Source organism: Streptomyces sp. NPDC006516 (assembly GCF_040611875.1).
In the GTDB taxonomy this organism is placed as follows: Bacteria; Actinomycetota; Actinomycetes; order Streptomycetales; family Streptomycetaceae; genus Streptomyces.
On record NZ_JBEXPD010000001.1, the window covers coordinates 792,776 to 815,409 of the forward strand.

Annotated in this window: 20 protein-coding genes, 1 other RNA gene and 1 pseudogene; 10 read left to right on the forward strand and 12 right to left on the reverse strand. The window is 72.0% G+C overall.

The genetic code is table 11. The features are described 5' to 3' along the window. Nucleotides 1–3: 3 nt before the first annotated feature. Nucleotides 4–403, forward strand: an RNA gene (gene rnpB, locus ABZY45_RS03490) — RNase P RNA component class A. Between the two features lie 98 nt (nucleotides 404–501). Here rnpB and ABZY45_RS03495 read toward each other — a convergent pair. From ABZY45_RS03495 to ABZY45_RS03505, 3 genes are all read right to left on the reverse strand, one after another. Next, nucleotides 502–930, reverse strand: coding sequence for a pyridoxamine 5'-phosphate oxidase family protein (locus ABZY45_RS03495; protein ID WP_356735636.1), 429 nt, complete (start codon nucleotides 928–930; stop codon nucleotides 502–504). A 140-nt stretch (nucleotides 931–1,070) separates the two neighbouring features. Beyond that, on the reverse strand, nucleotides 1,071–1,643 hold the full coding sequence (locus ABZY45_RS03500; protein WP_356735638.1) for a GNAT family protein: 573 nt from the start codon (nucleotides 1,641–1,643) through the stop codon (nucleotides 1,071–1,073). A gap of 56 nt (nucleotides 1,644–1,699) precedes the next feature. Continuing rightward, nucleotides 1,700–3,145 carry an MFS transporter gene (locus ABZY45_RS03505; RefSeq protein ID WP_356735640.1) on the reverse strand — a complete coding sequence of 482 codons (1,446 nt, stop codon included), beginning with the start codon at nucleotides 3,143–3,145 and terminating at the stop codon, nucleotides 1,700–1,702. 106 nt (nucleotides 3,146–3,251) lie between these two features. Here ABZY45_RS03505 and ABZY45_RS03510 point away from each other — a divergent pair, with 106 nt between their 5' ends. Together ABZY45_RS03510 and ABZY45_RS03515 are read left to right on the forward strand one after the other, a co-directional pair. After that, nucleotides 3,252–3,863 (forward strand): TetR/AcrR family transcriptional regulator, encoded by a 612-nt coding sequence (locus ABZY45_RS03510; protein WP_356735642.1) that lies wholly within the window; start codon nucleotides 3,252–3,254, stop codon nucleotides 3,861–3,863. A gap of 63 nt (nucleotides 3,864–3,926) precedes the next feature. Beyond that, on the forward strand, nucleotides 3,927–4,925 hold the full coding sequence (locus tag ABZY45_RS03515; protein ID WP_356735644.1) for an aldo/keto reductase: 999 nt from the start codon (nucleotides 3,927–3,929) through the stop codon (nucleotides 4,923–4,925). Between the two features lie 38 nt (nucleotides 4,926–4,963). Here the strand turns inward: ABZY45_RS03515 and ABZY45_RS03520 are convergent, their stop codons facing one another. Continuing rightward, the gene (locus tag ABZY45_RS03520; protein WP_356735646.1) at nucleotides 4,964–5,818 is read right to left on the reverse strand and encodes a PhzF family phenazine biosynthesis isomerase; all 855 of its coding nucleotides are present in this window, start codon (nucleotides 5,816–5,818) and stop codon (nucleotides 4,964–4,966) included. 333 nt (nucleotides 5,819–6,151) lie between these two features. Continuing rightward, nucleotides 6,152–6,907, reverse strand: coding sequence for an SDR family oxidoreductase (locus tag ABZY45_RS03525; RefSeq protein WP_356735648.1), 756 nt, complete (start codon nucleotides 6,905–6,907; stop codon nucleotides 6,152–6,154). Nucleotides 6,908–7,049: 142 nt separating this feature from the next. Between ABZY45_RS03525 and ABZY45_RS03530 the strand changes: the two genes are divergently transcribed. Next, complete coding sequence (locus ABZY45_RS03530; RefSeq protein WP_356735650.1) at nucleotides 7,050–8,717, forward strand: alkaline phosphatase D family protein; 1,668 nt, start codon at nucleotides 7,050–7,052, stop codon at nucleotides 8,715–8,717. Nucleotides 8,718–8,784: 67 nt separating this feature from the next. On the opposite strand, the gene ABZY45_RS03535 is transcribed toward ABZY45_RS03530, so the two are convergent. Then, nucleotides 8,785–9,792 (reverse strand): Gfo/Idh/MocA family oxidoreductase, encoded by a 1,008-nt coding sequence (locus ABZY45_RS03535; protein ID WP_356735652.1) that lies wholly within the window; start codon nucleotides 9,790–9,792, stop codon nucleotides 8,785–8,787. A gap of 85 nt (nucleotides 9,793–9,877) precedes the next feature. Here ABZY45_RS03535 and ABZY45_RS03540 point away from each other — a divergent pair, with 85 nt between their 5' ends. Continuing rightward, nucleotides 9,878–11,272, forward strand: coding sequence for a Bcr/CflA family multidrug efflux MFS transporter (locus tag ABZY45_RS03540; RefSeq protein WP_356735654.1), 1,395 nt, complete (start codon nucleotides 9,878–9,880; stop codon nucleotides 11,270–11,272). Nucleotides 11,273–11,363: 91 nt separating this feature from the next. Beyond that, a complete protein-coding gene (locus ABZY45_RS03545; RefSeq protein WP_356735656.1) occupies nucleotides 11,364–12,146 on the forward strand; it encodes a phosphotransferase in 783 nt (260 codons plus the stop codon). Nucleotides 12,147–12,211: 65 nt separating this feature from the next. Here ABZY45_RS03545 and ABZY45_RS03550 read toward each other — a convergent pair whose 3' ends face one another. After that, entirely contained in the window at nucleotides 12,212–13,522 is a 1,311-nt protein-coding gene (locus tag ABZY45_RS03550; RefSeq protein ID WP_356735658.1) for a hypothetical protein, read from the reverse strand. 163 nt (nucleotides 13,523–13,685) lie between these two features. Here ABZY45_RS03550 and ABZY45_RS03555 point away from each other — a divergent pair, with 163 nt between their 5' ends. Beyond that, nucleotides 13,686–14,693: a small ribosomal subunit Rsm22 family protein gene (locus ABZY45_RS03555; RefSeq protein ID WP_356735660.1), complete on the forward strand. Its 1,008-nt coding sequence runs from the start codon at nucleotides 13,686–13,688 to the stop codon at nucleotides 14,691–14,693. A 25-nt stretch (nucleotides 14,694–14,718) separates the two neighbouring features. On the opposite strand, the pseudogene ddaH reads toward ABZY45_RS03555, so the two are convergent. Beyond that, nucleotides 14,719–15,585: pseudogene (ddaH, locus tag ABZY45_RS03560) on the reverse strand (dimethylargininase); the annotation flags it as partial. A 159-nt stretch (nucleotides 15,586–15,744) separates the two neighbouring features. Between ddaH and ABZY45_RS03565 the strand changes: the two are divergent. Both ABZY45_RS03565 and ABZY45_RS03570 read left to right on the forward strand, forming a co-directional pair. Continuing rightward, nucleotides 15,745–16,380, forward strand: coding sequence for a TetR/AcrR family transcriptional regulator (locus tag ABZY45_RS03565; protein WP_356735662.1), 636 nt, complete (start codon nucleotides 15,745–15,747; stop codon nucleotides 16,378–16,380). Nucleotides 16,381–16,516: 136 nt separating this feature from the next. Then, entirely contained in the window at nucleotides 16,517–17,260 is a 744-nt protein-coding gene (locus ABZY45_RS03570; RefSeq protein WP_356735664.1) for a bifunctional DNA primase/polymerase, read from the forward strand. A gap of 15 nt (nucleotides 17,261–17,275) precedes the next feature. Here the strand turns inward: ABZY45_RS03570 and ABZY45_RS03575 are convergent, their stop codons facing one another. Genes ABZY45_RS03575 through efeO form a run of 4 tightly spaced genes read right to left on the reverse strand, consistent with a single transcriptional unit; the run spans nucleotide 17,276 to nucleotide 21,570 of the window. After that, nucleotides 17,276–18,274, reverse strand: a complete 999-nt coding sequence (locus ABZY45_RS03575; protein WP_356735666.1) for a hypothetical protein — start codon at nucleotides 18,272–18,274, stop codon at nucleotides 17,276–17,278. Further along, entirely contained in the window at nucleotides 18,186–19,121 is a 936-nt protein-coding gene (gene efeU, locus ABZY45_RS03580) for an iron uptake transporter permease EfeU (protein ID WP_356735668.1), read from the reverse strand. The genes ABZY45_RS03575 and efeU overlap by 89 nt, the downstream gene beginning before the upstream one ends. A 36-nt stretch (nucleotides 19,122–19,157) precedes the next feature. Further along, a complete protein-coding gene (gene efeB, locus ABZY45_RS03585; protein WP_356735670.1) occupies nucleotides 19,158–20,420 on the reverse strand; it encodes an iron uptake transporter deferrochelatase/peroxidase subunit in 1,263 nt (420 codons plus the stop codon). A gap of 13 nt (nucleotides 20,421–20,433) precedes the next feature. Beyond that, a complete protein-coding gene (gene efeO, locus ABZY45_RS03590; RefSeq protein ID WP_356735672.1) occupies nucleotides 20,434–21,570 on the reverse strand; it encodes an iron uptake system protein EfeO in 1,137 nt (378 codons plus the stop codon). A gap of 359 nt (nucleotides 21,571–21,929) precedes the next feature. Here efeO and ABZY45_RS03595 point away from each other — a divergent pair, with 359 nt between their 5' ends. Further along, complete coding sequence (locus ABZY45_RS03595; protein WP_356735674.1) at nucleotides 21,930–22,601, forward strand: PhzF family phenazine biosynthesis protein; 672 nt, start codon at nucleotides 21,930–21,932, stop codon at nucleotides 22,599–22,601. The last annotated feature ends 33 nt before the right edge of the window (nucleotides 22,602–22,634 follow it).

The window sequence follows — 22,634 nt, forward strand, 5'->3', positions numbered from 1 at the left end:
AGACGAGCCGGGCGGACGGCCGCGTGGGGATCTCCGGATCCTCCCGAGGAACGTCCGGGCTCCACAGGGCAGGGTGATGGCTAACGGCCACCCGGGGTGACCCGCGGGACAGTGCCACAGAAAACAGACCGCCCGGGACCTCGGTCCCGGGTAAGGGTGAAACGGTGGTGTAAGAGACCACCAGCGTCCGGGGCGACCCGGACGGCTAGGTAAACCCCACCCGGAGCAAGGTCAAGAGGGAGCACCCCGGTGCTCCTGCGCGAACGTCCGAGGGCTGCCCGCCCGAGTTCGCGGGTAGACCGCACGAGACCGGCAGCAATGCCGGTCCTAGATGGATGGCCGTCTCCCCGGCCGCCGCGAGGCGACCGGGCGACAGAACCCGGCGTACAGCCCGACTCGTCTGCCCCCACCTCGGCACGTGCCCGGAAGGGCCTCCGACCTGCGTCGGAGGCCCTTCCGGTGCCCTCGGGGGTCGAGTCCGGCCGCCGTCGCCCGGCAGGGTCAGATCTCGCCCAGGTCGGTGCTGAGCCAGTGCTGCGGGCGCATGTGGATGACCACCTGCTCGCCGTGTGACTTCCACGCGAAGTCGACGTAGCCGTCGACCTTCTCGGCCGGGAGGTAGCGCGACGAGATCTCCACCAGCTGCTCGCGGGTCGCGGGAAGGGTCGCCACGACCGGGCCCTCGACGGAGACGTAACGGATGGTGGGCGAGAGACGGTCGACCATGAGGGTGAAGCGGCCCGCCGCGGCGATCGCCCTTCCCTTGCGGGAGTCGCGGCCGGTCATGATCCAGAGGTCGCCGCCGGGCTCGTACTGGTACCAGATCGGCACGGTGAGCGGGGCCCGGCCCTCCTCCCCGGCGTCCACGGCGATGGCGGCGACGTGCGGTTCGGCCAGGAACTGTTCGCGTTCTGCTCGGGACAAGGCCACAGGTGGACTCCTTCGTGCGCGGGCAGGCGTCGTTCAGGGTGGCATTATGCACCGTTCGCCGTTTTGCGGCCGGGCGTTTCAGCTCGGCACGTGGCGCGGCGTGGCTCCGCGCGGTGCCGGGCTGTTCGTTTCCGCGCCGCTCACCCTCGGCCGCCGCCGGGGAACCGGTCGTCGCTCAGCCGGGCGTACATCAGCATGTCCCGCCGCCGTCCGCCGATCTCCTGCCAGCCGCGCAGCAGTCCTTCGCGCAGGTATCCGGCGCTCTCGGCGGTCCGGACCGAGGCGGTGTTCCACGGCTCGACGAGGAGCTGGACCCTGGGGATGCGCAGTTCGTGCAGGGCCCAGGTGGTGACCGTACGCAGCGCGGCGCCCGCGACTCCCTGGCCGCGGGCCGCTGCCGTCATCCAGTAGCCGAGAGTCGCGCGGCCTTCGGCGCTGTCCGAGAGCCAGAGTCCGATGGAGCCGACCGGCCGCCTGTCCCGGGTCCGGGCGATGGTGAAGGGATACCCGGTTCCGGTGGCCGCCCGGTTCCACTGGCGCCGGACGAACGCCTGCGCCGCCTCGTGGGAGTACGGCGAGGGGATGGTGGTGATCAGTGGGATGTAGTCGTCCTCCGCCGCCTCGCGCACGAGAGGCAGATCGCTCATCTCCCAGGGGCGCAGGACGAAATCGGCTCCTGCGGTCAGGCTGGGGACGGTCAGCGGTTGTGCCATGCGCGTCATCCTGCCGCCGATCCGTCCCCCGGCCCTGTCCGACTCACCTTCGTGGATCACCCGGCCGACGCCCGCTTGCCCGGCCGGCCGAGGAAGGCCCCGGCGAGGAGTGCGCCCGCCAGTACCAGCGCCGAGTTGACGAGCACCGCCGTCGACACTCCGGAGAGCACCGCCTCGGGTCCGGTGGCCGAGCCCATCCGGGCGGTGACGACGGCGCTCATGACCGGGATGCCCATGGTGATGCCGACCTGCTGGGTCATCGTGGCCAGTCCGGTGGCGAGCCCCTGGTCCTCGTCGGGGAGGCCCGAGGTGGCGGTGACCATGAAGCCCACGATCATCAGCATGTTGCCGACCCCGCCGATGAAGGTGGCGGCCAGCAGGAGCATGATCCAGCCGCCCGAGGTGCCGAGTGCGACCAGGGAGAGGGTGGCGGCGGCCTGCACGACGCCGCCGAGGACGATGGTGCGCCGGTTGCCGAAGCGGCCGACCGCCCGGCCGCCGAGCATGCCGCCGGCCACGGTGCCGATCCCGAGGACACCGAAGGCGAGACCGGTCGCGAGCGGGGAGTAGCCCAGGACCTCCTGGAGGTAGAGCGTCAGCAGGAAGACCAGCGAGGTCTCGGTGACGAAGGCGATCAGCCCCGTGACGTTCCCCCAGATGACGCTGCGCCGCCCGAGGATGTGTACGGGCACCAGGGGTGCCGCCGCCCGCTTCTCGACGAACCAGAAGCCGGCCAGCAGGGCGGCGCCGACGAGGAGTGCGGCCAGCGTGGTGGGCGTGGTCCAGCCGGACTCGCCCGCCTGGGTCAGTCCGTACACGAGCAGCAGCAGACCGCCGGTGACGGTCGCGGCGCCCGGCACGTCGAGCTTCGGGCGCTCGGTGGGCCGCGAGTCGGTGATCACGGACGGGGCGAGGACGACGACGAGCGCGGCGACAGGAACGTTGATGAAGAAGGCCCAGCGCCAGGACAGCAGATCGGTCAGCAGCCCGCCCAGGATCGCTCCCGCGGTGAAACCGGCGGACATCAGGGCGCCGTTGAGCCCGAGCGCCCGCTCGCGCAGCGGGCCCTCCTTGAACGCGGTGGTGAGCAGGGCGAGCCCGGCCGGGGTGACGGCAGCGGTGGCCAGGCCCTGCAGCACACGTGCGACGAGCAGGACTTCGGGGGAGGTCGCGAGCCCGCCGAGCACGGAGGAGAGGCCGAGGACGACCATGCCGCCCATGAACAGGCGCTTACGGCCGACGAGATCGGCGACGCGCCCGAACAGCAGGGTGAATCCGGCTGCCGCGAGGGCGAAGGACGTGGCGATCCACTGGAGGTGGGAGAGGGAGAACCCGAGCCCTTCACCGACGGCGGGCAGGGCCACGTTCAGGATCGAGAAGTCGACGGCGATCATGAACTGGGCGCCGAGCAGGAGGACGAGTACGAGCTTCTGCCGGCCGGTCATGCGTGCGGCGGGAGCCTGGGGAGGTGCGGCGGCGGGGGCTGTGCTGGATGCGGACATGAGGTGCCCTTTCCGGGAGCATCAGGAGCCTAACGGTTCTTGGGTTCCGTTAAGATGTGTGTCACCGTAGCAGGGATCGGCCAACTAATGGAACTGGAGACCCGTTATGAATGCTGGGGATGTGGAGCCGGGCTCGGTGCGGCCCGGCGGGCGGACGGCGCGGGTGCGGGAGTCCGTCCTGCGCGCGGCCGGTGACGCCCTGGTCGAGCAGGGCTTCGACCGGCTCGACCTGGCCGATGTCGCGCGCCGCGCCGAGGTGGGCAAGACGACGGTCTACCGGCGCTGGTCCACGACCGCGGGGCTCGTCGCCGACCTGCTCACCGACATGGCCGAGCAGTCCGTGCCGCGCACGGACACGGGCTCCCTGGACGAGGACCTCAAGGCCAACGCGCGGCTGGTCGTACGGACGCTGACCGACCCCCGGCAGGGCCCGCTCTTCGCCGCGGTGATCGCCGCGGCCACCTGTGACGCCCGTACGGCCGAGGCCCTCCACCGCTTCTACGCGGTGCGCATCGCCGAGTGGGCGGGCTGTGTCGACGCGGCGGTCGAGCGGGGGGAACTGCCGGCAGGCACCGACGCCCACGAGGTGATCCGGGCCGTCTCCGCACCCCTCTACTACCGCCTGCTGGTCAGCGGCGACCCTCTCGACGAGGGCGTCGCCGACCGCGCGGCCGCGACGGCGGCGGTGGCGGCCAGGGCAGGCGTGTACGTGAACTGACGGGAAGGAACGGGATGGGGGGCGCTTGACCTCTTGTGCACTCCAACTCGTAGCTTCCGGGTCATGCGGACAGAGACGGATCGGCAGACGCGGGTGTTGGGTCGTAGCGGGATCGACGTCGGCGCGCTCGGCCTCGGGTGCTGGGCGATCGGCGGTGAGTGGGCGACGCCCGACGGCAGCCCGCTCGGCTGGGGCAAGGTCGACGACGACGAGTCGGTGGCGGCCATCCGCCGGGCACTCGAACTGGGGGTGCGGTTCTTCGACACCGCGGACGTGTACGGCGCGGGGCACAGCGAACGCGTCCTGGGGAAGGCGCTCGCGGGCAGGCGGGACGAGGCCGTCGTCGCCACCAAGTGGGGCAACCTCTTCGACGAGCGGACCCGGACCATGGACGGGCGCGACACCTCGCCCGCCTACGCCCGCGCCGCGCTCCAGGCGTCCCTGCGCAGGCTGGGAACGGACCGGATCGACCTCTTCCAGCTGCACATCGGCGACACCCCGCCCGACGAGGCGGCCGAACTGAGGGATGCCTGCGAGGGGTTCGTGGCCGAAGGGCTGATCCGGGCGTACGCGTGGAGCACCGACGACCCGGAGCGCGCGGCACTGTTCGCCGAGGGTGAGCACTGCGCGGCAGTCCAGCACGCCTGCAACGTGCTGGAGGACGCCCCCGCGATGCTCGGCCTCAGCGAGGAACGGGGGCTGCTCAGCATCATCCGGAGCCCGTTGGCGATGGGACTCCTGGCAGGGGCGCGCGACCCCGGCCGACGGGCGGCGGCGGGGGACATCCGGTCCAGCCCGCCCGAGTGGCTGCACTGGTTCGACGCCGGCGGCGTGCCCTCGGCGCACTGGGCGCGCCGGGTCGAGGCGATCCGGGAGGTGCTGACGGCGGACGGCAGGACCCTCGCCCAGGGCGCCATCGGCTGGCTCTGGGGCCGGAGCGGCCGGACGGTGCCGATCCCCGGCTTCCGGACGGTGGCCCAGGTCGAGGAGAACGCCGGGGCCCTGGCGCACGGCCCGCTGCGGCCCGGGCAACTCGAGGAGATCGCGGGCCTTCTCGTCTGATCACGCGGGGTCGGCCGACGCCGTGTGCCCCCGCCGGATCAGCCGATGCGGGTGCCCGTCCCGCTCACCCTGATCCGTGCGTCGCCCGCGTGCAGCGCGACGGTGAGTGTGCCGGGGCGTCCCATGTCGGTGCCCTGGTGCAGGGTGAGGACGGTTTCGTCGGGGACCAGGCCGAGTTCGCGCGCGTACGCCCCGAACGCGGCTGCCGCCGCCCCCGTCGCCGGGTCCTCGACCACACCCCCGACCGGGAACGGGTCGCGGACGTGGAAGACCGTGGCGGACTCGCGCCACACGAGCTGGAGGGTCGTCAGGTCCAGCCGGTGCATGAGGGCTTCCAGGCGGGCGAAGTCGTACGAGAGGTCCGCCAGGCGTTCCCGGCTCCCGGCGGCCAGCACCAGATGGCGGGCGCCGGCGTACGCGATCCTGGGCGGCAGGGCGGGGTCCAGGTCGGCGGCCGGCCAGTCCAGTGCCGCCAGGGCCTCCGCCAGGTCGTCGGCCGCGACATCCGTGGTGTGGGGCTCGACGCTCGTCAGGGTCGCGCGGAGCTCGTCGCCCTCGCGGGTGACCGTGACCGGGACCGTACCCGCGGCGGTGGAGAACACCAGGTCGCCCGGGCCGTCCCGTTCGGCGAGCGCGATGGCCGCGGCGACCGTCGCGTGGCCGCAGAAGGGGACCTCGGCCTTCGGGCTGAAGTAGCGGATGGTGTGGCCGCCGCGGCCGTCCGGTGCGGTGAGGAACGCCGACTCGCTGTATCCCAGCTCGGCGGCCACGGCGAGCATCGCCGCGTCGTCGAGCGTGGAGGCGTCCAGGACGACACCTGCCGGATTGCCGCCTGCCGGATCGGCGGAGAATGCGGTGTAGCGCAGGACCTCGTGGCCGGGGAGTGAGCTCATGCCGCACATCAACCGGGCGGCGGGCGCGCGCATTCCCGGTGGCGCCCGCGCGAACCGTCTCCGCGGGCGTGGCCCGGGGTCCTGACCCCCCGGACCACGCCGTTCGGCCGTTCCCCGCGGACCCCCCTGGCCGCGGCGGCCTGTTCACTGCGGTCAGTGGCAGACCCTGACGCCCGTCCCCTTGCGTATGCGCATGCGTTGTGGTCCTTCTGTGCGCATCTGGTGAAGGCCAGCAGCATACGGCCAGCACGCGCTTGCCTGGACCCGTAGGCGGAAATTCGCAACTTCGGGCATCCGAGGGCGAGTTCCGGGCAGGTGCGGGCAGGGCGAGGGTCAGCCGCGGCCCACGTACGGCATGGCCGTCGCCAGCACCGTCGCGAACTGCACATTGGCCTCCAGCGGCAGCTCCGCCATGTGCAGGACCGTGCGCGCCACGTCGGCCGCGGCCATCACCGGCTCGACGGCCACCTCGCCGTTCGCCTGGAGGATTCCCGTACTCATCCGCTCCGTCATGTCGGTCGCCGCGTTGCCGATGTCGATCTGGCCGCAGGCGATCCGGTAAGGCCGCCCGTCGAGGGACAGCGACTTCGTCAGGCCGGTCACCGCGTGCTTCGTCGCCGTGTACGCGATCGAGTGCGGGCGCGGGGCGTGCGCCGAGATCGATCCGTTGTTGATGATCCGGCCGCCCTGCGGGTCCTGTTCCTTCATCAGGCGGTACGCCGCCTGCGCGCACAGGAACGTCCCGGTCAGATTGACGTCCACCACCGTCCGCCAGTCCTCGTACGCGAGATCCTCGACCGGCACCGAGCCGGGCCCGAAGGTCCCCGCGTTGTTGAAGAGCAGGTCGAGCCTGCCGAAGCGGTCCCGCACGGCTGCGAAGAGCGCGGCCACCCCGTCCGGGGTGCTCACGTCCGTGGGCAGGCACACCGTGGTGCCCGGTCCGGCGGCGGCTGCCGTCTCCTCCAGGGCCGTGGCCCGCCGCCCCGCGAGGGCCACCGTCCAGCCCGCGCCCGCGAGGGTGAGGGCCACGGCCCGGCCGATGCCCGATCCGGCACCTGTGACGACAGCGATTCTCTGCTCAGCGTTCATGGCCCGGCAGCGTACGGGAGGTTTGCCGGCGGCCGGCACCCGGTGCTCATCGCACCGCCATAAGGATGTTGTGTACCCGCCAACGGCAGGTCTTCACCCCGCACTGCAATGCCTCTGACAACATCCGGCAGGGGAGGGGCAAATGACACCCGCACAGATCCGCAGCACGCCCGGCCAGAGCGGCCATTCCGAGGAGCTCCGCATCGCCGCCCAGCGGCTCGGATCCGGGGTGGGCCGCCGCCGCTTCCTCACCGTCACCGGCGCCGCCGCCGCGCTGGCGTTCGCGGTCAACCTGCCGGCAGGGGGCACGGCTGCCGCAGCCGAGCTCGACGCCCGGAAGATCACCGAGGACCCCTTCACCCTCGGTGTCGCCTCCGGCGACCCGCTGCCCGACTCCGTGCTGCTGTGGACCAGACTCGCGCCCCGCCCGTACGAGGCCGACGGCGGGCTGCCCGCCGAGCGGGTCCAGGTCCGCTGGGAGGTCGCCCGCGACGAACGCTTCAGCCGGATCGTCCGGCGCGGCTCCGCGACCGCTCACCCGGAGTTCGGCCACAGCGTGCACGTCGACGTGGACGGCCTCGACTCCGACCGCACCTTCTACTACCGCTTCCGCGCGGGCAACTGGATCAGCCCCACCGGCCGCACCCGCACCGCCCCCGCCCCCGGCGCGCGCAACAGCTCCCTGACCCTGGCCGCCGTCTCCTGCCAGGCGTACCACGACGGCTACTTCACCGCCTACCAGCACCTCGCGGCCGAGGACGTCGACGTGGTCTTCCACCTCGGCGACTACCTCTACGAGTACGCGGTGACCGCTGTCGGCGGTGCCCGCAAGTACACCGACCGCGTCCTGCCGGACCACTTCAACCGGGAAACCCTGACGCTGGAGGACTACCGCATGCGGTACGGCCTCTACAAGTCCGACCCGGACCTGCGCGCCGCGCACGCCGCGCACCCCTTCGTCGTCACCTGGGACGATCACGAGACGGAGAACAACTACGCGGGCGACACCCCGGAGAACACCGTCCCGCCCGAGGAGTTCCTGCTGCGCAGGGCCGCCGCCTACCGCGCGTACTGGGAGAACCAGCCGCTGCGCACCCCGCAGCGCCCCTCCGGCCCCGACATGCGTCTCTACCGGCGGCTGCGGTTCGGCCGGCTCGCGCAGTTCGACATCCTCGACACCCGCCAGTACCGCAGCAACCAGGCCTACGGCGACGGCTGGAAGGTCCCCGGACCGGAGTCCGAGGACCCGTCGCGCACCATGACGGGCGCCGCCCAGGAGCGCTGGCTGCTCGACGGCTGGAAGCACTCCCGCGCCCGGTGGAACGTCGTGCCGCAGCAGGTCACCTTCGCCCAGCGGCGCGACGTCCCGACCGACGCCTACAAGCTCTCCATGGACTCGTGGGACGGCTACCCGGCCTCCCGGCAGCGGATCATGGACGGGGCCGAGGCCGCCGGCATCGAGAACCTCATGGTCCTCACCGGCGACGTGCACGTCGGTTACGCCTTCGACCTGAAGAAGGACTTCGACGACCCGTCCTCCCGGACGGTGGGCACGGAGATCGTCGCCACCTCCGTGGCCAGCGGCAAGGACGGATCCGACAAGCCGGCCAGCTGGAACAACCAGACCCAGGCCAACCCGCACATGAAGTTCTACAACGGCCGCCGCGGGTACGCCCTCGTCACGCTCGGCACGGAGGAGGCACGCGCGGACTTCCGCACGGTGTCGGCGGTCACCACGCCCGGCGCACCCGTCAGCACGGCCGGCTCCTTCGTGACCGAGGCCGGGAACCCGGGTCTGACCCCGGCCTGACCCGGCCTCGGGTCTGCCTTCCGTGCGACCCGGCCCGGGTCCGGCCTCTGCCCGACCCGGCCCCGGGTCAGGCGCGGTCGTCCGCCGGATAGCGGACGCCGACGCGGGCGCGTACCGCGTCGAGCGTCCGCATCACGGCGAGCGAACCCTCCAGCGGCACCAGCGGGGACTCCTTCTCGCCCGCCAGCAGCGCACGGATCACCTCGGCCGCCTCGTACTGCATGCCCTTGAGCCCCTGCGGGCCGGGACCGGTGACGACCTTCTCGGGCTCCCGGCCCGGCCGGTGGAGGAGGAAGTGCTCCGGGTGGAAGAAGCCCTGGGGGAAGTCGATCCGCCCCGCCGTGCCGGTGACCGACGCGACGGTCGGGAGGTCCCCGACGATCGAACAGCTCAGCAGGGCCGTGGCCCCGGAGTCCCAGCCCAGCAGCATCCCGGTGTTCAGGTCCACGCCCTCCGGGGACAGCAGCGCGTCCGCCTGCACGCGGTCCGGCTCACCGAGCAGCAGCTGCGCGAAGGACACCGGATAGACCCCGAGGTCCAGCAGCGCGCCGCCGCCGAGCGCGGGATCACGCAGCCGGTGCTCGGCCCCGAAACTGCCCGCGAAGCCGAAATCGGCCTGCACCGTGCGGATCTCGCCGATCGCGCCGTCCCGCACCAGCTCGGTCATCCGGCGGATGAGCGGATTGCAGTACGTCCACATGGCCTCCATCAGGAACAGACCGCGCTCCCGGGCGAGGTCCACCAGCTCCCGCGCCTCGCGCGCGTTGAGCGTGAACGCCTTCTCGCACAGCACGTGCTTCCCGGCCTCCAGCGCGAGCCCGGCCGCCTCCCGGTGCGCGGAGTGCGGAGTGGCGACGTACACGACATCGACCGTCTCGTCGGCGACGAGCTCCGCCCAGCTGCCGTACGCCCGCTCGATCCCGAACCGGTCGGCGAACACCTTCGCGGACGCCTCGGTCCGCGAGGCCACCGCCACGACCTCGGCCCCCGAGTCCTTCATCGCCAGGAGGTCCGCCGTGAACGTCGCGGCTATGCCGCCCGTCGCCAGTACACCCCAACGCACAGTCCCGCTCATGCCCGCCCGCTCTCACGCAAAAAGGTATCGACCACTACGACTGACCTGAGAGCATAGATGCGGATTCAACGAAGCGGAGAAGAGGATGCCGGACAACGGCGCGAGCCGGGCCCAGCAAGAACACGAGCACATACCGACGAAGACCAAGGGCACCGCACACGGAGCCCCGGCCACCGCCACCCCCACCGCTGCGGGTGCCCCGGCCGTTCCCCCGACCCTCGCATCGAGCCTCCCGGCCACCGCCGCCACCACCGCCCGGCGGGCCGGACTCCTGGTCACCCTGGTGCTGGGCGGACTCACCGCACTGCCGCCCCTCTCGATGGACATGTACCTCCCGGCACTCCCGGAGGTCACCGACTCCCTGCACGCACCGGCGTCCACCGTCCAGCTCACCCTGACCGCCTGCCTCACCGGCATGGCGCTCGGACAGCTCGTCGTCGGACCCATGAGCGACCGCTGGGGCCGGCGCAAGCCGCTGCTCCTCGGCATGATCGTCTACGTGATCGCCACCGCGATCTGCGCCGTCGCCCCCTCGGCGGAACTCCTCATCGGCTTCCGCCTCCTCCAGGGGCTGGCGGGCGCGGCCGGCATCGTGATCTCCCGGGCCGTCGTACGCGACCTCTACGACGGCGACGAGATGGCCCGGTTCTTCTCCACCCTGATGCTCATCTCGGGCGTGGCCCCCGTGATCGCGCCGGTGATCGGCGGTCAGGTACTCCAGTTCACCGACTGGCGAGGCATCTTCGTCGTCCTGACCGTCATCGGCGCACTGCTCACACTCGTCGTCTGGAAGTGGCTCCACGAGACCCTGCCCGCGGACAGCCGCCACACCGGCGGCATCGGTGACGCGCTGCGCACCATGCGAGGGCTGCTGACCGACCGGGTGTTCACCGGCTACATGATCGCGGGCAGCCTCGCCTTCGCCGCGCTGTTCGCCTACGTGAGCGCCTCACCGTTCGTGGTCCAGGAGATCTACGGCGCTTCGCCGCAGACGTTCAGCCTGCTCTTCGGGATCAATTCCGTCGGGCTCATCGCCGTGGGCCAGATCAACGGCAAGCTGCTCGTCGGGAGGGTCAGCCTGGACAAGGCGCTGGGCTTCGGCCTCGCCGTCATCTCCGTCGCCGCGATCGCCCTGCTGCTGATGACCTCCGGGGTCTTCGGCGAGGTCGGCCTGCTGCCGGTGGCCGCCGGGCTGTTCGTGCTCATGTCCGCGATGGGCCTGGCGATGCCCAACACCAACACCCAGGCACTGATGCGCACCAGGCACGCGGCGGGCTCCGCCTCCGCGCTGCTCGGCACGTCCCAGTTCCTGATCGGCGCCGTCGCCTCGCCGCTGGTGGGGATCGCCGGCGAACGGACGGCGGTGCCGATGGCCGTGGTCCAAGTCGTCTGCGCCCTCGCCTCGATGGCGTGCTTCCTGCTGCTGTGCAGGCCGTGGCGGAGCACGGGCGGCGGGAAGCGGCAGCCGGCCACGGGCTGAGCGCCGAACCGGCGGGGACGGGCCGGGCGTGCGCGGCCCGTCCCTCTCTGTTCTGTTGCGCCCGGGCGGTTCCACCGGTCAGACTGCGGCGGTGCACGCCGAAGAGGAACTGCCGTTGACCGGCGGGAACGTCAGCGAGGGCATCGTCCGTGTCGGTGACACCGTCCGCCGCCCCGCCGGGCCGTGGACCCCGGCGGTGCACGCACTGCTGACCCATCTCCACGAGGCCGGCTTCCACGCAGCTCCCCGCCCCCTCGGCATCGACGACCGGGGCAGGGAGGTCCTGACCTTCGTGCCGGGCGACATGATCTGGCCGGACCGGTTCGCTCTGGTGGACCCTTCGGCCGGGCTGACCCGGGTCGCGCGGATGGTCCGTGACTTCCACGACGCCGTGGCCGGCTTCACGCCTCCGCCCGGCGCCCGGTGGAACGCGCTCGTCCCTGCGGACGGCGCCGACATCATCGCCCACCACGACCTGGCGCCGTGGAACCTCGTCGCCGACGGCGACGAGGAGTGGGCCTTCATCGACTGGGACAACGCCGCCCCCGGCACACGCCTCTGGGACCTCGCCTACGCCGTACGGGGCTTCGTCCCAATGTCCGCGCACCCCGACTGGCAGCGCACCGACGCCCCGGAGCGGCTCCGCCTCTTCGTCGACACGTACGGCCTCGACGAGGCCGGGAGGCGCGCGCTGGTGCCGTTGCTCGGCCGCCGTACGCGCGCCATGCACGACTTCCTCCGCGCCCAGGCCGCCGAGGGCAACCAGCCCTGGGCGAGGCACTGGGCGGAAGGCCACGGGGACGCCTGGCGGAGCGACGCCGAATACGTCGAGCAGCGCGAGGACCTCTGGCTCCGGGCCCTGCTCGCCGGCTGAGCAGGGCACCCCGCCCCGGCCCGGAAGGTGTCCGGGCTGAGCAGGGCACCCCGCCTCCGGCGGGATCAGCCCTCGCGCGGATAACCCAGCAGGTGCAGACGGTCCTTGCGGTCCGTCCAGCGGAAGACCCCGATCCCGGACGTCTCCGTCTCCGGCAGCCGTGTGTTCGCCGGCAGCGGCTCCACGCTCCAGGTCGTGAAGCTCATCGTGACCGGGCCGCCCCCGCCGTCCAGCGCCTCGGCCGCGTCGCGCGCGGTCGTCGCGCCGTACGCCGTGCCCCCGTCGGTCACCGAGGCGAGCGTCAGCTGCGGCGAACCGTCCTCGTCCTCGAAGCAGAAGCCCTTCTTCGCGTCGAGGTCGAACGCGAGGTTCCCCGCCACCAGATAGCCCCCCGAGGACGAGACGACGGCCTGCGGATAGCGCCCCGGCTCTATGGCCGGCGTGTGGCACTCCACCGAGGCGACCGGCTTCCCACTCGCCGAGTCGTGGACCGTCCACAGCTGGTGCGTGGCCGCCCGCTTCGCGCCCTTCGCCAGCTGCCACTTCGCCAGGATCAGCCCCGGAGCCACGGAGGTGGGGGTCCCGGAGAGAGGGTCGGCGCCCTTCGGCGCGTTCTGCCTGCTGAACCAGCCGCCCCGCACCCAGAATTCGCGTACGCCGCTCAGCAGCAGCCCCTTCGCCGTCTGTCCGCGTACCTCGGTGAGCTGCTTGCAGGCCGCGCAGCCCTTCGGATAGGTGACGTCCGACGCGGCGATCTCCGACACCTCGCCGTCGACCGGGTCCACGACCGCGCTGTTCGCCCGGCCGTCGCTGATCAGGACGCCCGGCCCGGTCGCCGTGACGGTCGGCGTACCGGTCCACGGCACCTCGACGCGCCGCCGCTCGCCCTCCACCACGTCGTACACGTCGAGCGAGACGAACGTCTCCGTGGGGGAGAGCGCGTCCGCGGGCCTGCCGACCGACCAGGTCACGAAGAACTCCTGGTCGTCCTTGACGACGGTGAGCAGCTTCGGGAAGCGCGAGGGGTCCGCCGCCCGCCCGGCCTGACCGCTCCAGTAGGCCTCGCCGGTCTCCGTGTCGAGCGTCCGCAGCCGGTAACGGCCGTCGGGCTCACGCACCAGATAGGCCAGCAGGCCCGTCGTCCGCGAGACGGCGTAGTCGGGCCCCGCGCCGACGACCTCCCATCCGCTCCCCGTCGAGTACTCGGAGGGGACGGTCAGCCGTGTCACGGGGCCGGTGCTCTTCTTCGCGGGCTTCTTCGGCTCGTCGTCGTCCTCGGAGCCGCCGCCCCCGCCCCCACAGGTCGCCAGCAGGATCAGCAGCGCTAGGACGAGCACCCCGCCCACCAGAGTCAGGCGCACGATCCTCTGTCTCATTGGTCCCCCCGATGAGCCGATCTCCGAGCCGTCCCCGGCACGGCGGCGATCAGCGTAGCAACGGGCCCGAGGCGAAGAGCAGTTCGGTTCCGTACCCACGTCCCGATCCTGTGCCGGACCACCGGGCTGCTGAGCGGGGTCCCGCAGCGCCTACAATTCGGCGGTGAACGCCACCCTCCCCACCGCGGAAGCCCTGCGTGCCGCGCTGGCCGACCTGCTCGGCGGGCTGCCCCCGAAGCAGGCGGCGCAGGCCGTCGACCGGCTCATCGCCAGCTACCGCGGGACCACCCCCACCGACGCCCCGGTGCTGCGGGACCGCTCGGACGTGGCCGCGTACGCCGCGTACCGGATGCCCGCGACCTTCGAGGCCGTACGCTCCTGCCTCGCCGCACTCCGCGAGGCCGCGCCGGACTGGGTGCCGGCCACGCACACCGACGTCGGCGGCGGTACGGGCGCGGCGAGCTGGGCGGTCGCCGGGGCCTGGCAGGAGGGACCGCGGACCACGGTGCTGGACTGGGCGGAACCCGCTCTCGCCCTCGGCCGTGAGCTGGCCATGTCCTCCGGCCTGCCCGGGCTGCGGGCCGCCACCTGGGAGCGGGCGAGGATCGGTACGGCGCTGGAGCTCGGGTCCACGGACCTGGTGACCGTATCGTACGTACTCAAGGAGCTCACCCCCGCGGACCGGGTCGCGCTGGTGGACGCCGCCGCGAGCGCGGCGCAGGCCGTGCTCGTCGTGGAACCCGGCACCCCCGACGGCTACGAACGCGTGATCGAGGCCCGCGACCGGCTGATCGCCGCCGGGATGGGCGTCGCGGCGCCCTGCCCGCACGACGGCGCCTGCCCCATCGAGCGCGGCACGGACTGGTGCCACTTCTCGGCCCGGGTCAGCCGTTCCTCCCTGCACCGCCAGGTCAAGGGAGGTTCCCTCAGCCACGAGGACGAGAAGTTCAGCTATGTGGTGGCGACCCGGTTCCCGGTCCTCCCGGCCGACGCCAGGGTCATCCGCAGGCCGCAGATCCGCAAGGGCCAGGTGCTGCTGGAGCTCTGCACCCGCGAGGAGGGACTGCGGCGCGCCACGGTCACCAAGCGGCACGGCGAGCTCTACCGTGCCGCCCGGGACACCGCGTGGGGCGACCCCTGGCCGCCGCCGGAGAGCGACCAGGACCGCTAGGGCCGCGACTCCGGCGTGCAGGTCTTCACGCCGCCCGCAGCTCCTGGGTGCAGCACTTCACGCTGCCGCCGCCCTTGAGCAGCTCGCCCAGATCCATCGGGACCGGCTCGAAGCCCCGGTCCCGCAGGGGGTCGAAGAGCCCCGTCGCCGCCTGCGGGAGCAGCACGTGGCGTCCGTCGCTGACCGCGTTGAGGCCCAGCGCGGCGGCGTCCGCCTCCCCGGCGAGCAGCGCGTCGGGGAAGAGCCGGGCCAGCACGGACCGGCTGCCCGGGGAGAAGGCCCCCGGGTAGTACATGATCTCGTCCGCCGCCTCGTCGAGCACGCAGAGCGCGGTGTCCAGGTGGTAGTAGCGCGGGTCCACCAGGTCGAGCCCGATCACCGGGCGCCCGAAGAACTCCTGCGCCTCGTCGTGGGAGAGCGGACTGGACCGGAAGCCCCGCCCGGCCAGGAGGTACGTCGCCGTCACCGCGAAGTCGCCCTCGCCCTCGTTCACGTGGGCCGGCTCGTGGATGTCGGTGAAACCGTGGGCCCGGAACCACTCCCGGTGCGCCTCGGCCTCGGCGTACCGCTCACGGTAGGCGAACAGGGCGCCGAGCACCCGTCCGTCGACGACGGTGGCCCCGTTGGCGGCGAACACCATGTCGGGCAGGTCCGGGCGGGGGGTGAGGAGCTCCACGGTGTGGCCCAGCGACCGGTAGCGGTCGCGCAGGTCCTCCCACTGGGTGGTGGCCAGCGGCAGGTCCACGGGCTTGGACGGGTCCATCCACGGGTTGATGGAGTACGTGACCTGGAAGTGGGCCGGCGGGCACATCAGGTAGCGACGAGGGGTGGCGTCACGGGTCAATGCAGGCTCCTCACGAACGGCGGCCGTAGCCGCGGCACGGTGGGATGCGCACGGGGTGTGTGCGTGTGTTCATGGTGCTCCGCGCCGGGGCCGGTGCGCTGTGATCCGTTCGGGTGGTTCACGCAGGGACGGCCGGGCCACCGGACGGAGGCCCGGAGACATCGCAAGACGATACGTATCGGGCTGCGATCCCTCTAGGCTGGCCGGATGTCACCTCACAAGGCTCCCGACTCGACCCGCCGCAGCGACCGCTCACGCCGCGCGATCCACGACGCCGCGCTGGAGCTCGTGGGCGAGGTCGGGTACGCCCGTACGACGATCGAGGGCATCGCAGCCCGCGCCGGGGTCGGCAAGCAGACGATCTACCGCTGGTGGCCGTCGAAGGCGGCCGTGCTGATGGACGCCTTCCTCGACACGGCCGCACGCCAGGCGGATGAGTCGGCCGGGGCGGAGGGGGGAGCCGAGTACGCCATCCCCGACACCGGGGATCTGGCGGCCGACCTGAAGCTGGTCCTGCGGGCCACCGTCGACGAGCTGAACGATCCGGCGACCGAGGCACCCATGCGGGCCCTGGCGGCCGAGGGCATCGTCGACGCGGCCCTCGGAGCCCAGTTCGTCGAGAACCTGCTCGAACCGCAGATGCGGTTGTATGTCACACGGCTTGAGGCGGCCCGGAGCGCCGGCCAGGCGCGTGGGGACATCGATCCGCGCATCGCGCTGGAACTCCTGATCGCCCCGCTCACGCATCGCTGGCTGCTGAGAACCCTTCCGCTCACGCATGCCTACGCGGACGCCGTCGTCGACCACGCGCTGCGCGGGCTCCTGCCGCCGGGCGGAGAGTGACCACCTATTCCGTGACATTCCACACGAGTGCGGCGTCCTCCGGCCGCCCGCCCGGGCACCCCGCTTGAGAACTCTGGCCACCCGAGGCGCAGGATGGTGGGACCATGGAGAGGTAACCGCTGAGGTGAGGGGATAGATGGGCGCCGATTCCGGCCGCTATCGCGGCACAGAGGGCAGGATTTCCCAGTGGCTGCGCAGGCGGCCCAAACCACAGCCGGAAGCCGACGACGCGACCCGGCTGGCGCTGCTCCTCGCCGTCGCCGAGGCAGGAATGCCGATCTCGCCGGCCGCGCACCCGTCCGGCTACCGATGTTCGTGCGAGCGCATCGGCTGTCCCACCCCCGCCCGGCATCCGATCTCCTTCGCCTGGCAGACGCAGTCCACGACGGACCGCGCCCAGATCGAGCGCTGGGCGGCCGGCCAGCCGCTGGCCAACTTCATCACCGCGACGGGCATGATCCACGACGTCCTCGACGTCCCCCTGGCCGCGGGGCAGGCCGCGCTGGAGCGGCTCACCGAGGCAGGCGTCGACGTCGGCCCCGTGGCCCGGTCCGGCAGCGACCGGATGCTCTTCTTCACCGCCACCCGCGGCACCCCGGACGACGAGGACGAGTGGTGGCCGTGCGAGCTGGACTGCCACCCCGAGACCATGGACGAGCATCCGGGACTGCGCTGGCACTGCCGTGGCAGCTATGTCCTTCTGCCGCCCGCACGCCTCCCCGGTGACCTGGACGTCCACTGGATCCGCGGCCCCGAGCACCCGCTGCCCGACCCGCTGACCCTGCTGGAGACGCTCACCGACGCCTGCGCTCGCTACGCCGACTCGGCCGACGAGAGCGACCTCGACCACGGTTCGGTGGCCTGGCCGCTCAGCCGCTGAGACGCCCCCGCCCGGTCAGGACCCCTGCGCCGCCACCAGGCCGGGCAGCCGGTTCAGCACGCGCGCCTTGGCGTCCGTACCCCCCGCGTCCTTCTTCGGGACGTAGACCAGCTGGCTGGAGACCCGCTCCTTGGTGAGGGTGCTCTTCACCTCGCCGGTCAGCAGCGCCCGCACGTCCGCCGTGACCGTCGGCCGCAGCCCCTGCGCCGCCGTCTGCCGCTCGAAGTGCTTGCTGCTGAAGAACACCAGCGCCCCGCCGTCCTCCGTGCGCAGGCCCAGCGGCGCGAACGTCCCGGAATCCAGCGCCTGGTCGACGAACTGGTACGAGAAGCCCGCCCTGCGGGTGTTCTTCCGCGCGTCACGCCAGCCCGAGGTCGTGGCCCCCGGGGCGAAGACGTCCGGCGCGCCGTCCCTCAGGTAGTCGGTGTACGTGGTGCTCAGGTCCGCGGGGGCGGTGGCCAGGGCGGAGTCCTCGTCCGCCGAGGGCACGGGCCGCGCCCACCCGTCGGCGTCCTTGCCGAACTCCGGTATCACGGACGGGGAGACGACCGCGAGATAGGCGACCTTCCAGGGCGCGTCCGGCCCGGTGCGGACGAACGCCAGCAGCCAGCGCGTGTCCTGCTTGCCGCTGTCCTCGTCGCGGTTGGAGTCGGTGTCCGCGAGGAACCAGCGCGGCCAGCCGGCCTTCTTGGGGATGGTGTAGGAGGCGTCGGTCAACTCCAGCGGCTTGTGTGCCGCGTTGCCCTCCGGGCTGGTCTTCTGCCGCGCGGCCAGACCCGCCTGGTTGATCGCACCGAGCGAACCGGTCACCCGGTCCGCGTCCAGCGCCGGATCGTACGCCTTGTCCGCCTTGTTGTACGCGACGGTGAAGTCCTCCAGGGCCTTCGCGGCCTCGGACTTCGTCGCTCCCGGCACTACTTCCAGTTCACCGTGTACCGTCACGCAGCCGCTCGCCGTCACGACCAGCACCGTCGCCGTCGTGAGCCCCGCCGCCAGTCGACCCAGCCTTCTCATCCGTTGCCTTCTGCGCCTTCTGATCCGTCGTCCGCACTGACCGCCTGAACCCTACCGGGGCGAGGAACAGCGCGAGCGTGGGGATGAGATACAGCGCCCACACCGTGACCTGGAGAACGGTCGGATCGGCCTGGAAGTTGAAGACCCCCTTGAGCAGGGTGCCGTACCAGCTGTCCGGCGGAATCGTGCTCGTGACGTCGAACGCCTTGTCCTCCAGGCCGCCGAGGAACCGGGCCTCCTGCAGGTCGTGCACGCCGTAGGCCAGCACACCGGCCGCCACCACCACGAGCATGCCGCCCGTCCAGGTGAAGAACTTCGACAGGTTGATCCTCAGCGCACCCCGGTAGAACAGCCAGCTCAGCAGCACCGCGGTCGCGATGCCCAGCAGCACCCCGATCAGCGGCGAGGAGGAACCCTCGCCGCTGGCCCGCACCGACGCCCACACGAACAGCGCGGTCTCCAGACCCTCACGGCCCACCGCCAGGAAGGCGGTGGCCACCAGGGCGCCCGTACCCATGGCGAGCGCCGTGTCCAGCCGGCCGTGCAGCTCCCGCTTCAGATGCCGCGCGGTACGCCGCATCCAGAACACCATCCAGGTCACGAGCCCGACGGCGATGATCGACAGCGACCCGCCGAGCATCTCCTGCGCCTCGAACGTCAGCTCCTGGGAGCCGAATTCGAGCGCGGCGCCGAATGCCAGCGAGATGGCGCAGGCGATGGCGATGCCGGCCCACACCGGGCGCAGCGCGTCACGGCGGCCGGTCTTGACCAGGTAGGCGACGAGGATGCAGACGACCAGGCCGGCTTCGAGCCCCTCGCGCAGGCCGATCAGATAATTGCCGAACATACCGGTCCTTCCACGGTGCGGGTCATGAGAGCCAGGTCATGAGAACAGCGCCCGGCCCCACCAGTCGTCCGTGTCGCGGACGCCCGGCGGAACGGCGAAGACCGCCGAACCCACGTGCTGGATGTATTCGTTGAGCGCGTCCGACGCCGCGAGGCCGCGCTGCACGGGGATGAAGCCCGTGCGCACGTCCCGCTGGTAGGCCAGGAAGAACAGCCCCGCGTCGAGCCTGCCCAGGCCGTCCGTACCGTCGGTGAAGGAGTAGCCCCGGCGCAGCATCCTGGCCCCGTTGTTGCTGTCCGGGTGCGCAAGGCGCACGTGCGCGGTCGGCAGCATCGCCTTCAGGAACGGCTCGTCGCGCTCCTTGGCCTTGCCGACGGGGGCGCCCTCGCCCTTGTCGCGGCCGAAGATGTCCTCCTGCTCCTGGAGCGGGGCCCGGTCCCAGGTCTCGATGTGCATGCGGATGCGCCGGGCCACCAGGTACGACCCACCGGCCATCCACCCGGTGCCGTCCGTCGCGCCGGCCCACACGTGCTTGCGCAGGGCGGCCTCGTCCGTGCCGGAGATGTTCCGGGTGCCGTCCTTGAACCCCATCATGTTGCGCGGGGTCTGGCTGTGCGGCGTCGTCGAGGACGTCTTGCCGAACCCCAGCTGGGACCAGCGGACGGCGATGCGGCCCATGCCGATCCTGGCGAGGTTCCGGATGGCGTGCACGGCGACCTGCGGGTCGTCCGCACAGGCCTGTACGCACAGATCCCCGCCGCTGCGGGCGGCGTCCAGGTTGTCACCGGGGAACTTCGGCAGCTCCACCAGCGCTTCGGGCCGCCGGTCCGCAAGGCCGAAGCGGTCCTCTGCGAACAGGGACGGGCCGAAGCCGATGGTGAGCGTCAGCCGGGACGGCCTGAGGCCCAGTGCCTCACCCGTGTCGTCCGGCGGGGCCTCGGCCACCCCTCCGTACGCCCCCTCGCCGACGGTCCGGCCCGCCGTCATCCGCTCGGCGGCCCGGGTCCACTCCTTCAGGAGAGCGATGAGTTCCGCCCTGTCCTCCGTCGTCACGTCGAACGCGGCGAAGTGCAGCCTGTCCTGCACCGCGGTCGCGATTCCCGCCTGGTGCGCGCCGTGGAAGGGGACCGCCGCACCGCTGTCCGCCGCGGTTTCCGCGTCCCCGCCGGAGCGCACGGCGGCGACGGCGCCGCCCGCCGCCGCGGCCCCGATCGCCAGCCCGGCACCGCCCCAGCCGAGCAGTGCACGGCGTGAAGGGGCGCCGCCGGCCCCCTCACCCTCGGTTCCTGTCCCCGTCATGATCGAAACGCCCCTACTTCGTGACCGCGGCGGCCAGCTTGGACAGCGGCTCCGCGAGCGCGTTGACCGCGTCGGAGAGCTCCTTGCGGTCCGCCGCGCCGACCTTGTCGTACGGGGTGAAGTCGTAGGAGGTCTTGTCCGCGCGGTACTTGTCCAGCAGGGTGTCCAGCGCCGCGAACCGCTTGTCCAGGGAGGCGGTCAGCGCGGCGTCGTTCTTCGACGCGATCGGCTTCAGGAGCTCGTAGGACCGCTCGGCGCCCTCGACGTTCGCCTTGAAGTCGACGAGGTCGGTGTGGCTGTAGCGCTCCTCCTCGCCGGTCACCTTGCCGGTGGCCACCTCGTCGAGGAGCTCCTTGGCGCCGTTCGCCATCGAGGTCGGGGTGATGTCCGCCCGGCCGACCCGCTTCTGCCAGTCCTCCAGGTCCTTGTGGAGGACTGGCGCGAGCGCCTTCTCCTCGGCGCCCAGCTTCCCGTCCTGCCACAGCGCCTTCTCCAGGCGGTGCCAGCCGGTCCACTCCTGGCCGTCCTCCAGGCCGTCCTCGCGGACGTCCACCTTCGGGTCGATGTCACCGAACGACTCGGCCACCGGCTCGGTCCGCTCCCAGCCGATGCGGGAGACGGCGTACGCCTTCTTGGCCGCCTCGATGTCGCCCGCGGCGACGGCGTCGGTGAACACCTTCACCTTGGGCAGCGTCTCGTCGGCCTGCGCCTGCACATAGGTGCGGTAGTCCGCGACGGCCTTGTCCATCTCGGGGCTGCGCTCGGCGGTCTTGCCTCCGGTGACCTCGACCGTCTGCCGGATGCCCTTGCCCTTCATGCCCGGCTTGCACGCGATCTCGTACGTACCGGCCTTGATCTCGGCGGTGATCCTCGCCTTGGTGCCCGGGCCGATGTTCTCGCGCTCGGTGACGATGCGGTCGTCCGGGAAGAGGACGTAGACCTCGGTGACCTTCGATCCCTTGTTCTCCACGGCGAGTTCGACGTGTCCGGCCGGGATCTTCTTCGAGGACACCTCGCAGGAGCTGTCCTTGGCGACGACCTGGACGGCTCCGTCGCCCTTGCCGTCGCTCTTCTCGGCGCAGCCCGTGACGACGGTCAGAGCGGTCACCACGGCGACAGCGGTGACGACGGAGGGACGAAGGGCTCGCATGAGGGCTCCACAAAGGTGAAAGAGCAGGGACGGTGCGGACGAACAGCAGGTGAGGCTGGCCTAACTTAACCGCGCCTCACCGGGCCGCCAGCCGTTGGTGAAGTGATTCAGCTCTCACTCGGCCGCGTTGGGAACAGCCTGGTCACGGTGCATTCATGGGGAACCCACAGGGAGGTCAAACGCGGGTCAAGCAAGCCTTTTCGGTACGACGAGCGGGACCCCGGTCCGTGGGTGCGGGAATCTGGACCTCGGAGCCGGGACCCCGGAGCCGGGACGCGCAGACGGGCCGCACGGGCAGCGTGACGCCGGTGCGGCCCCGTGGCGTGGAGAGGGCCCCGCGCGGGTGCTTGAATGCGGACGTGAACGACTTCGACGTACCCGCCGGCATCGACGTACTGCGCGTGTTCTGCGGCCCCGACGGCAGCCACGGCAACGCACTCGGGGTCGTACGCGACGGACGCACGTATCCCGACGACGAGTCCCGGCAGGCGCTCGCAAGGAAGCTCGGCTTCAGCGAGACGGTCTTCGTGGACGATCCGGAGCGCGGCACCGTGGACATCCGCACCCCCGGTCTGCGGCTGCCCTTCGCGGGGCATCCGCTCGTCGGCGCGGCCTGGCTGCTCGATCTGGACCTCCTGGAGCTGCCCGTCGGGGACGTGACGGCCCGCCAGGACGGGGAGTTCACCTGGATCACCGCCCGCCCCGAGTGGGCGCCGCCGAGGGCGCTGGAGCGGTACGACTCGGTCGCCGAGGTCGAGGCGCTGACCGGCCCGCCGCCCGGCGAGGGCTGGGTCTATGTCTGGGCCTGGGAGGACGAGGCCGCGGGCCGGGTGCGGGCCCGCGCCTTCCCGAGGCGCGACGACGGCATCGCGGAGGACGAGGCGACCGGCGCGGCGGCCATGCTGCTGAGCGCCGAGCTCGGCCGCGCCCTGAACATCACACAAGGACGCGGCTCCCAGATCCTCACCGCGCCCGCGCCGGACGGCACGATGGAGGTCGGGGGCCGCGTCCTTCTGGTGCTCGCCTCGTGACCCCGGGGTCACGGGCGCGGTCACACGCGCGCA

Excerpts from the sequence above, each read along its gene's own strand:
- ABZY45_RS03500 (WP_356735638.1), bottom strand. The coding sequence starts at position 1,643 with ATGGCACAACCGCTGACCGTCCCCAGCCTGACCGCAGGAGCCGATTTC.
- ABZY45_RS03505 (WP_356735640.1), bottom strand. The coding sequence starts at position 3,145 with ATGTCCGCATCCAGCACAGCCCCCGCCGCCGCACCTCCCCAGGCTCCC.
- ABZY45_RS03510 (WP_356735642.1), top strand. The coding sequence starts at position 3,252 with ATGAATGCTGGGGATGTGGAGCCGGGCTCGGTGCGGCCCGGCGGGCGG.
- ABZY45_RS03515 (WP_356735644.1), top strand. The coding sequence starts at position 3,927 with ATGCGGACAGAGACGGATCGGCAGACGCGGGTGTTGGGTCGTAGCGGG.
- ABZY45_RS03520 (WP_356735646.1), bottom strand. The coding sequence starts at position 5,818 with ATGAGCTCACTCCCCGGCCACGAGGTCCTGCGCTACACCGCATTCTCC.
- ABZY45_RS03525 (WP_356735648.1), bottom strand. The coding sequence starts at position 6,907 with ATGAACGCTGAGCAGAGAATCGCTGTCGTCACAGGTGCCGGATCGGGC.
- ABZY45_RS03530 (WP_356735650.1), top strand. The coding sequence starts at position 7,050 with ATGACACCCGCACAGATCCGCAGCACGCCCGGCCAGAGCGGCCATTCC.
- ABZY45_RS03535 (WP_356735652.1), bottom strand. The coding sequence starts at position 9,792 with ATGAGCGGGACTGTGCGTTGGGGTGTACTGGCGACGGGCGGCATAGCC.
- ABZY45_RS03540 (WP_356735654.1), top strand. The coding sequence starts at position 9,878 with ATGCCGGACAACGGCGCGAGCCGGGCCCAGCAAGAACACGAGCACATA.
- ABZY45_RS03550 (WP_356735658.1), bottom strand. The coding sequence starts at position 13,522 with ATGAGACAGAGGATCGTGCGCCTGACTCTGGTGGGCGGGGTGCTCGTC.
- ABZY45_RS03565 (WP_356735662.1), top strand. The coding sequence starts at position 15,745 with ATGTCACCTCACAAGGCTCCCGACTCGACCCGCCGCAGCGACCGCTCA.
- ABZY45_RS03570 (WP_356735664.1), top strand. The coding sequence starts at position 16,517 with ATGGGCGCCGATTCCGGCCGCTATCGCGGCACAGAGGGCAGGATTTCC.
- ABZY45_RS03575 (WP_356735666.1), bottom strand. The coding sequence starts at position 18,274 with ATGAGAAGGCTGGGTCGACTGGCGGCGGGGCTCACGACGGCGACGGTG.
- efeU (WP_356735668.1), bottom strand. The coding sequence starts at position 19,121 with ATGTTCGGCAATTATCTGATCGGCCTGCGCGAGGGGCTCGAAGCCGGC.
- efeB (WP_356735670.1), bottom strand. The coding sequence starts at position 20,420 with ATGACGGGGACAGGAACCGAGGGTGAGGGGGCCGGCGGCGCCCCTTCA.
- efeO (WP_356735672.1), bottom strand. The coding sequence starts at position 21,570 with ATGCGAGCCCTTCGTCCCTCCGTCGTCACCGCTGTCGCCGTGGTGACC.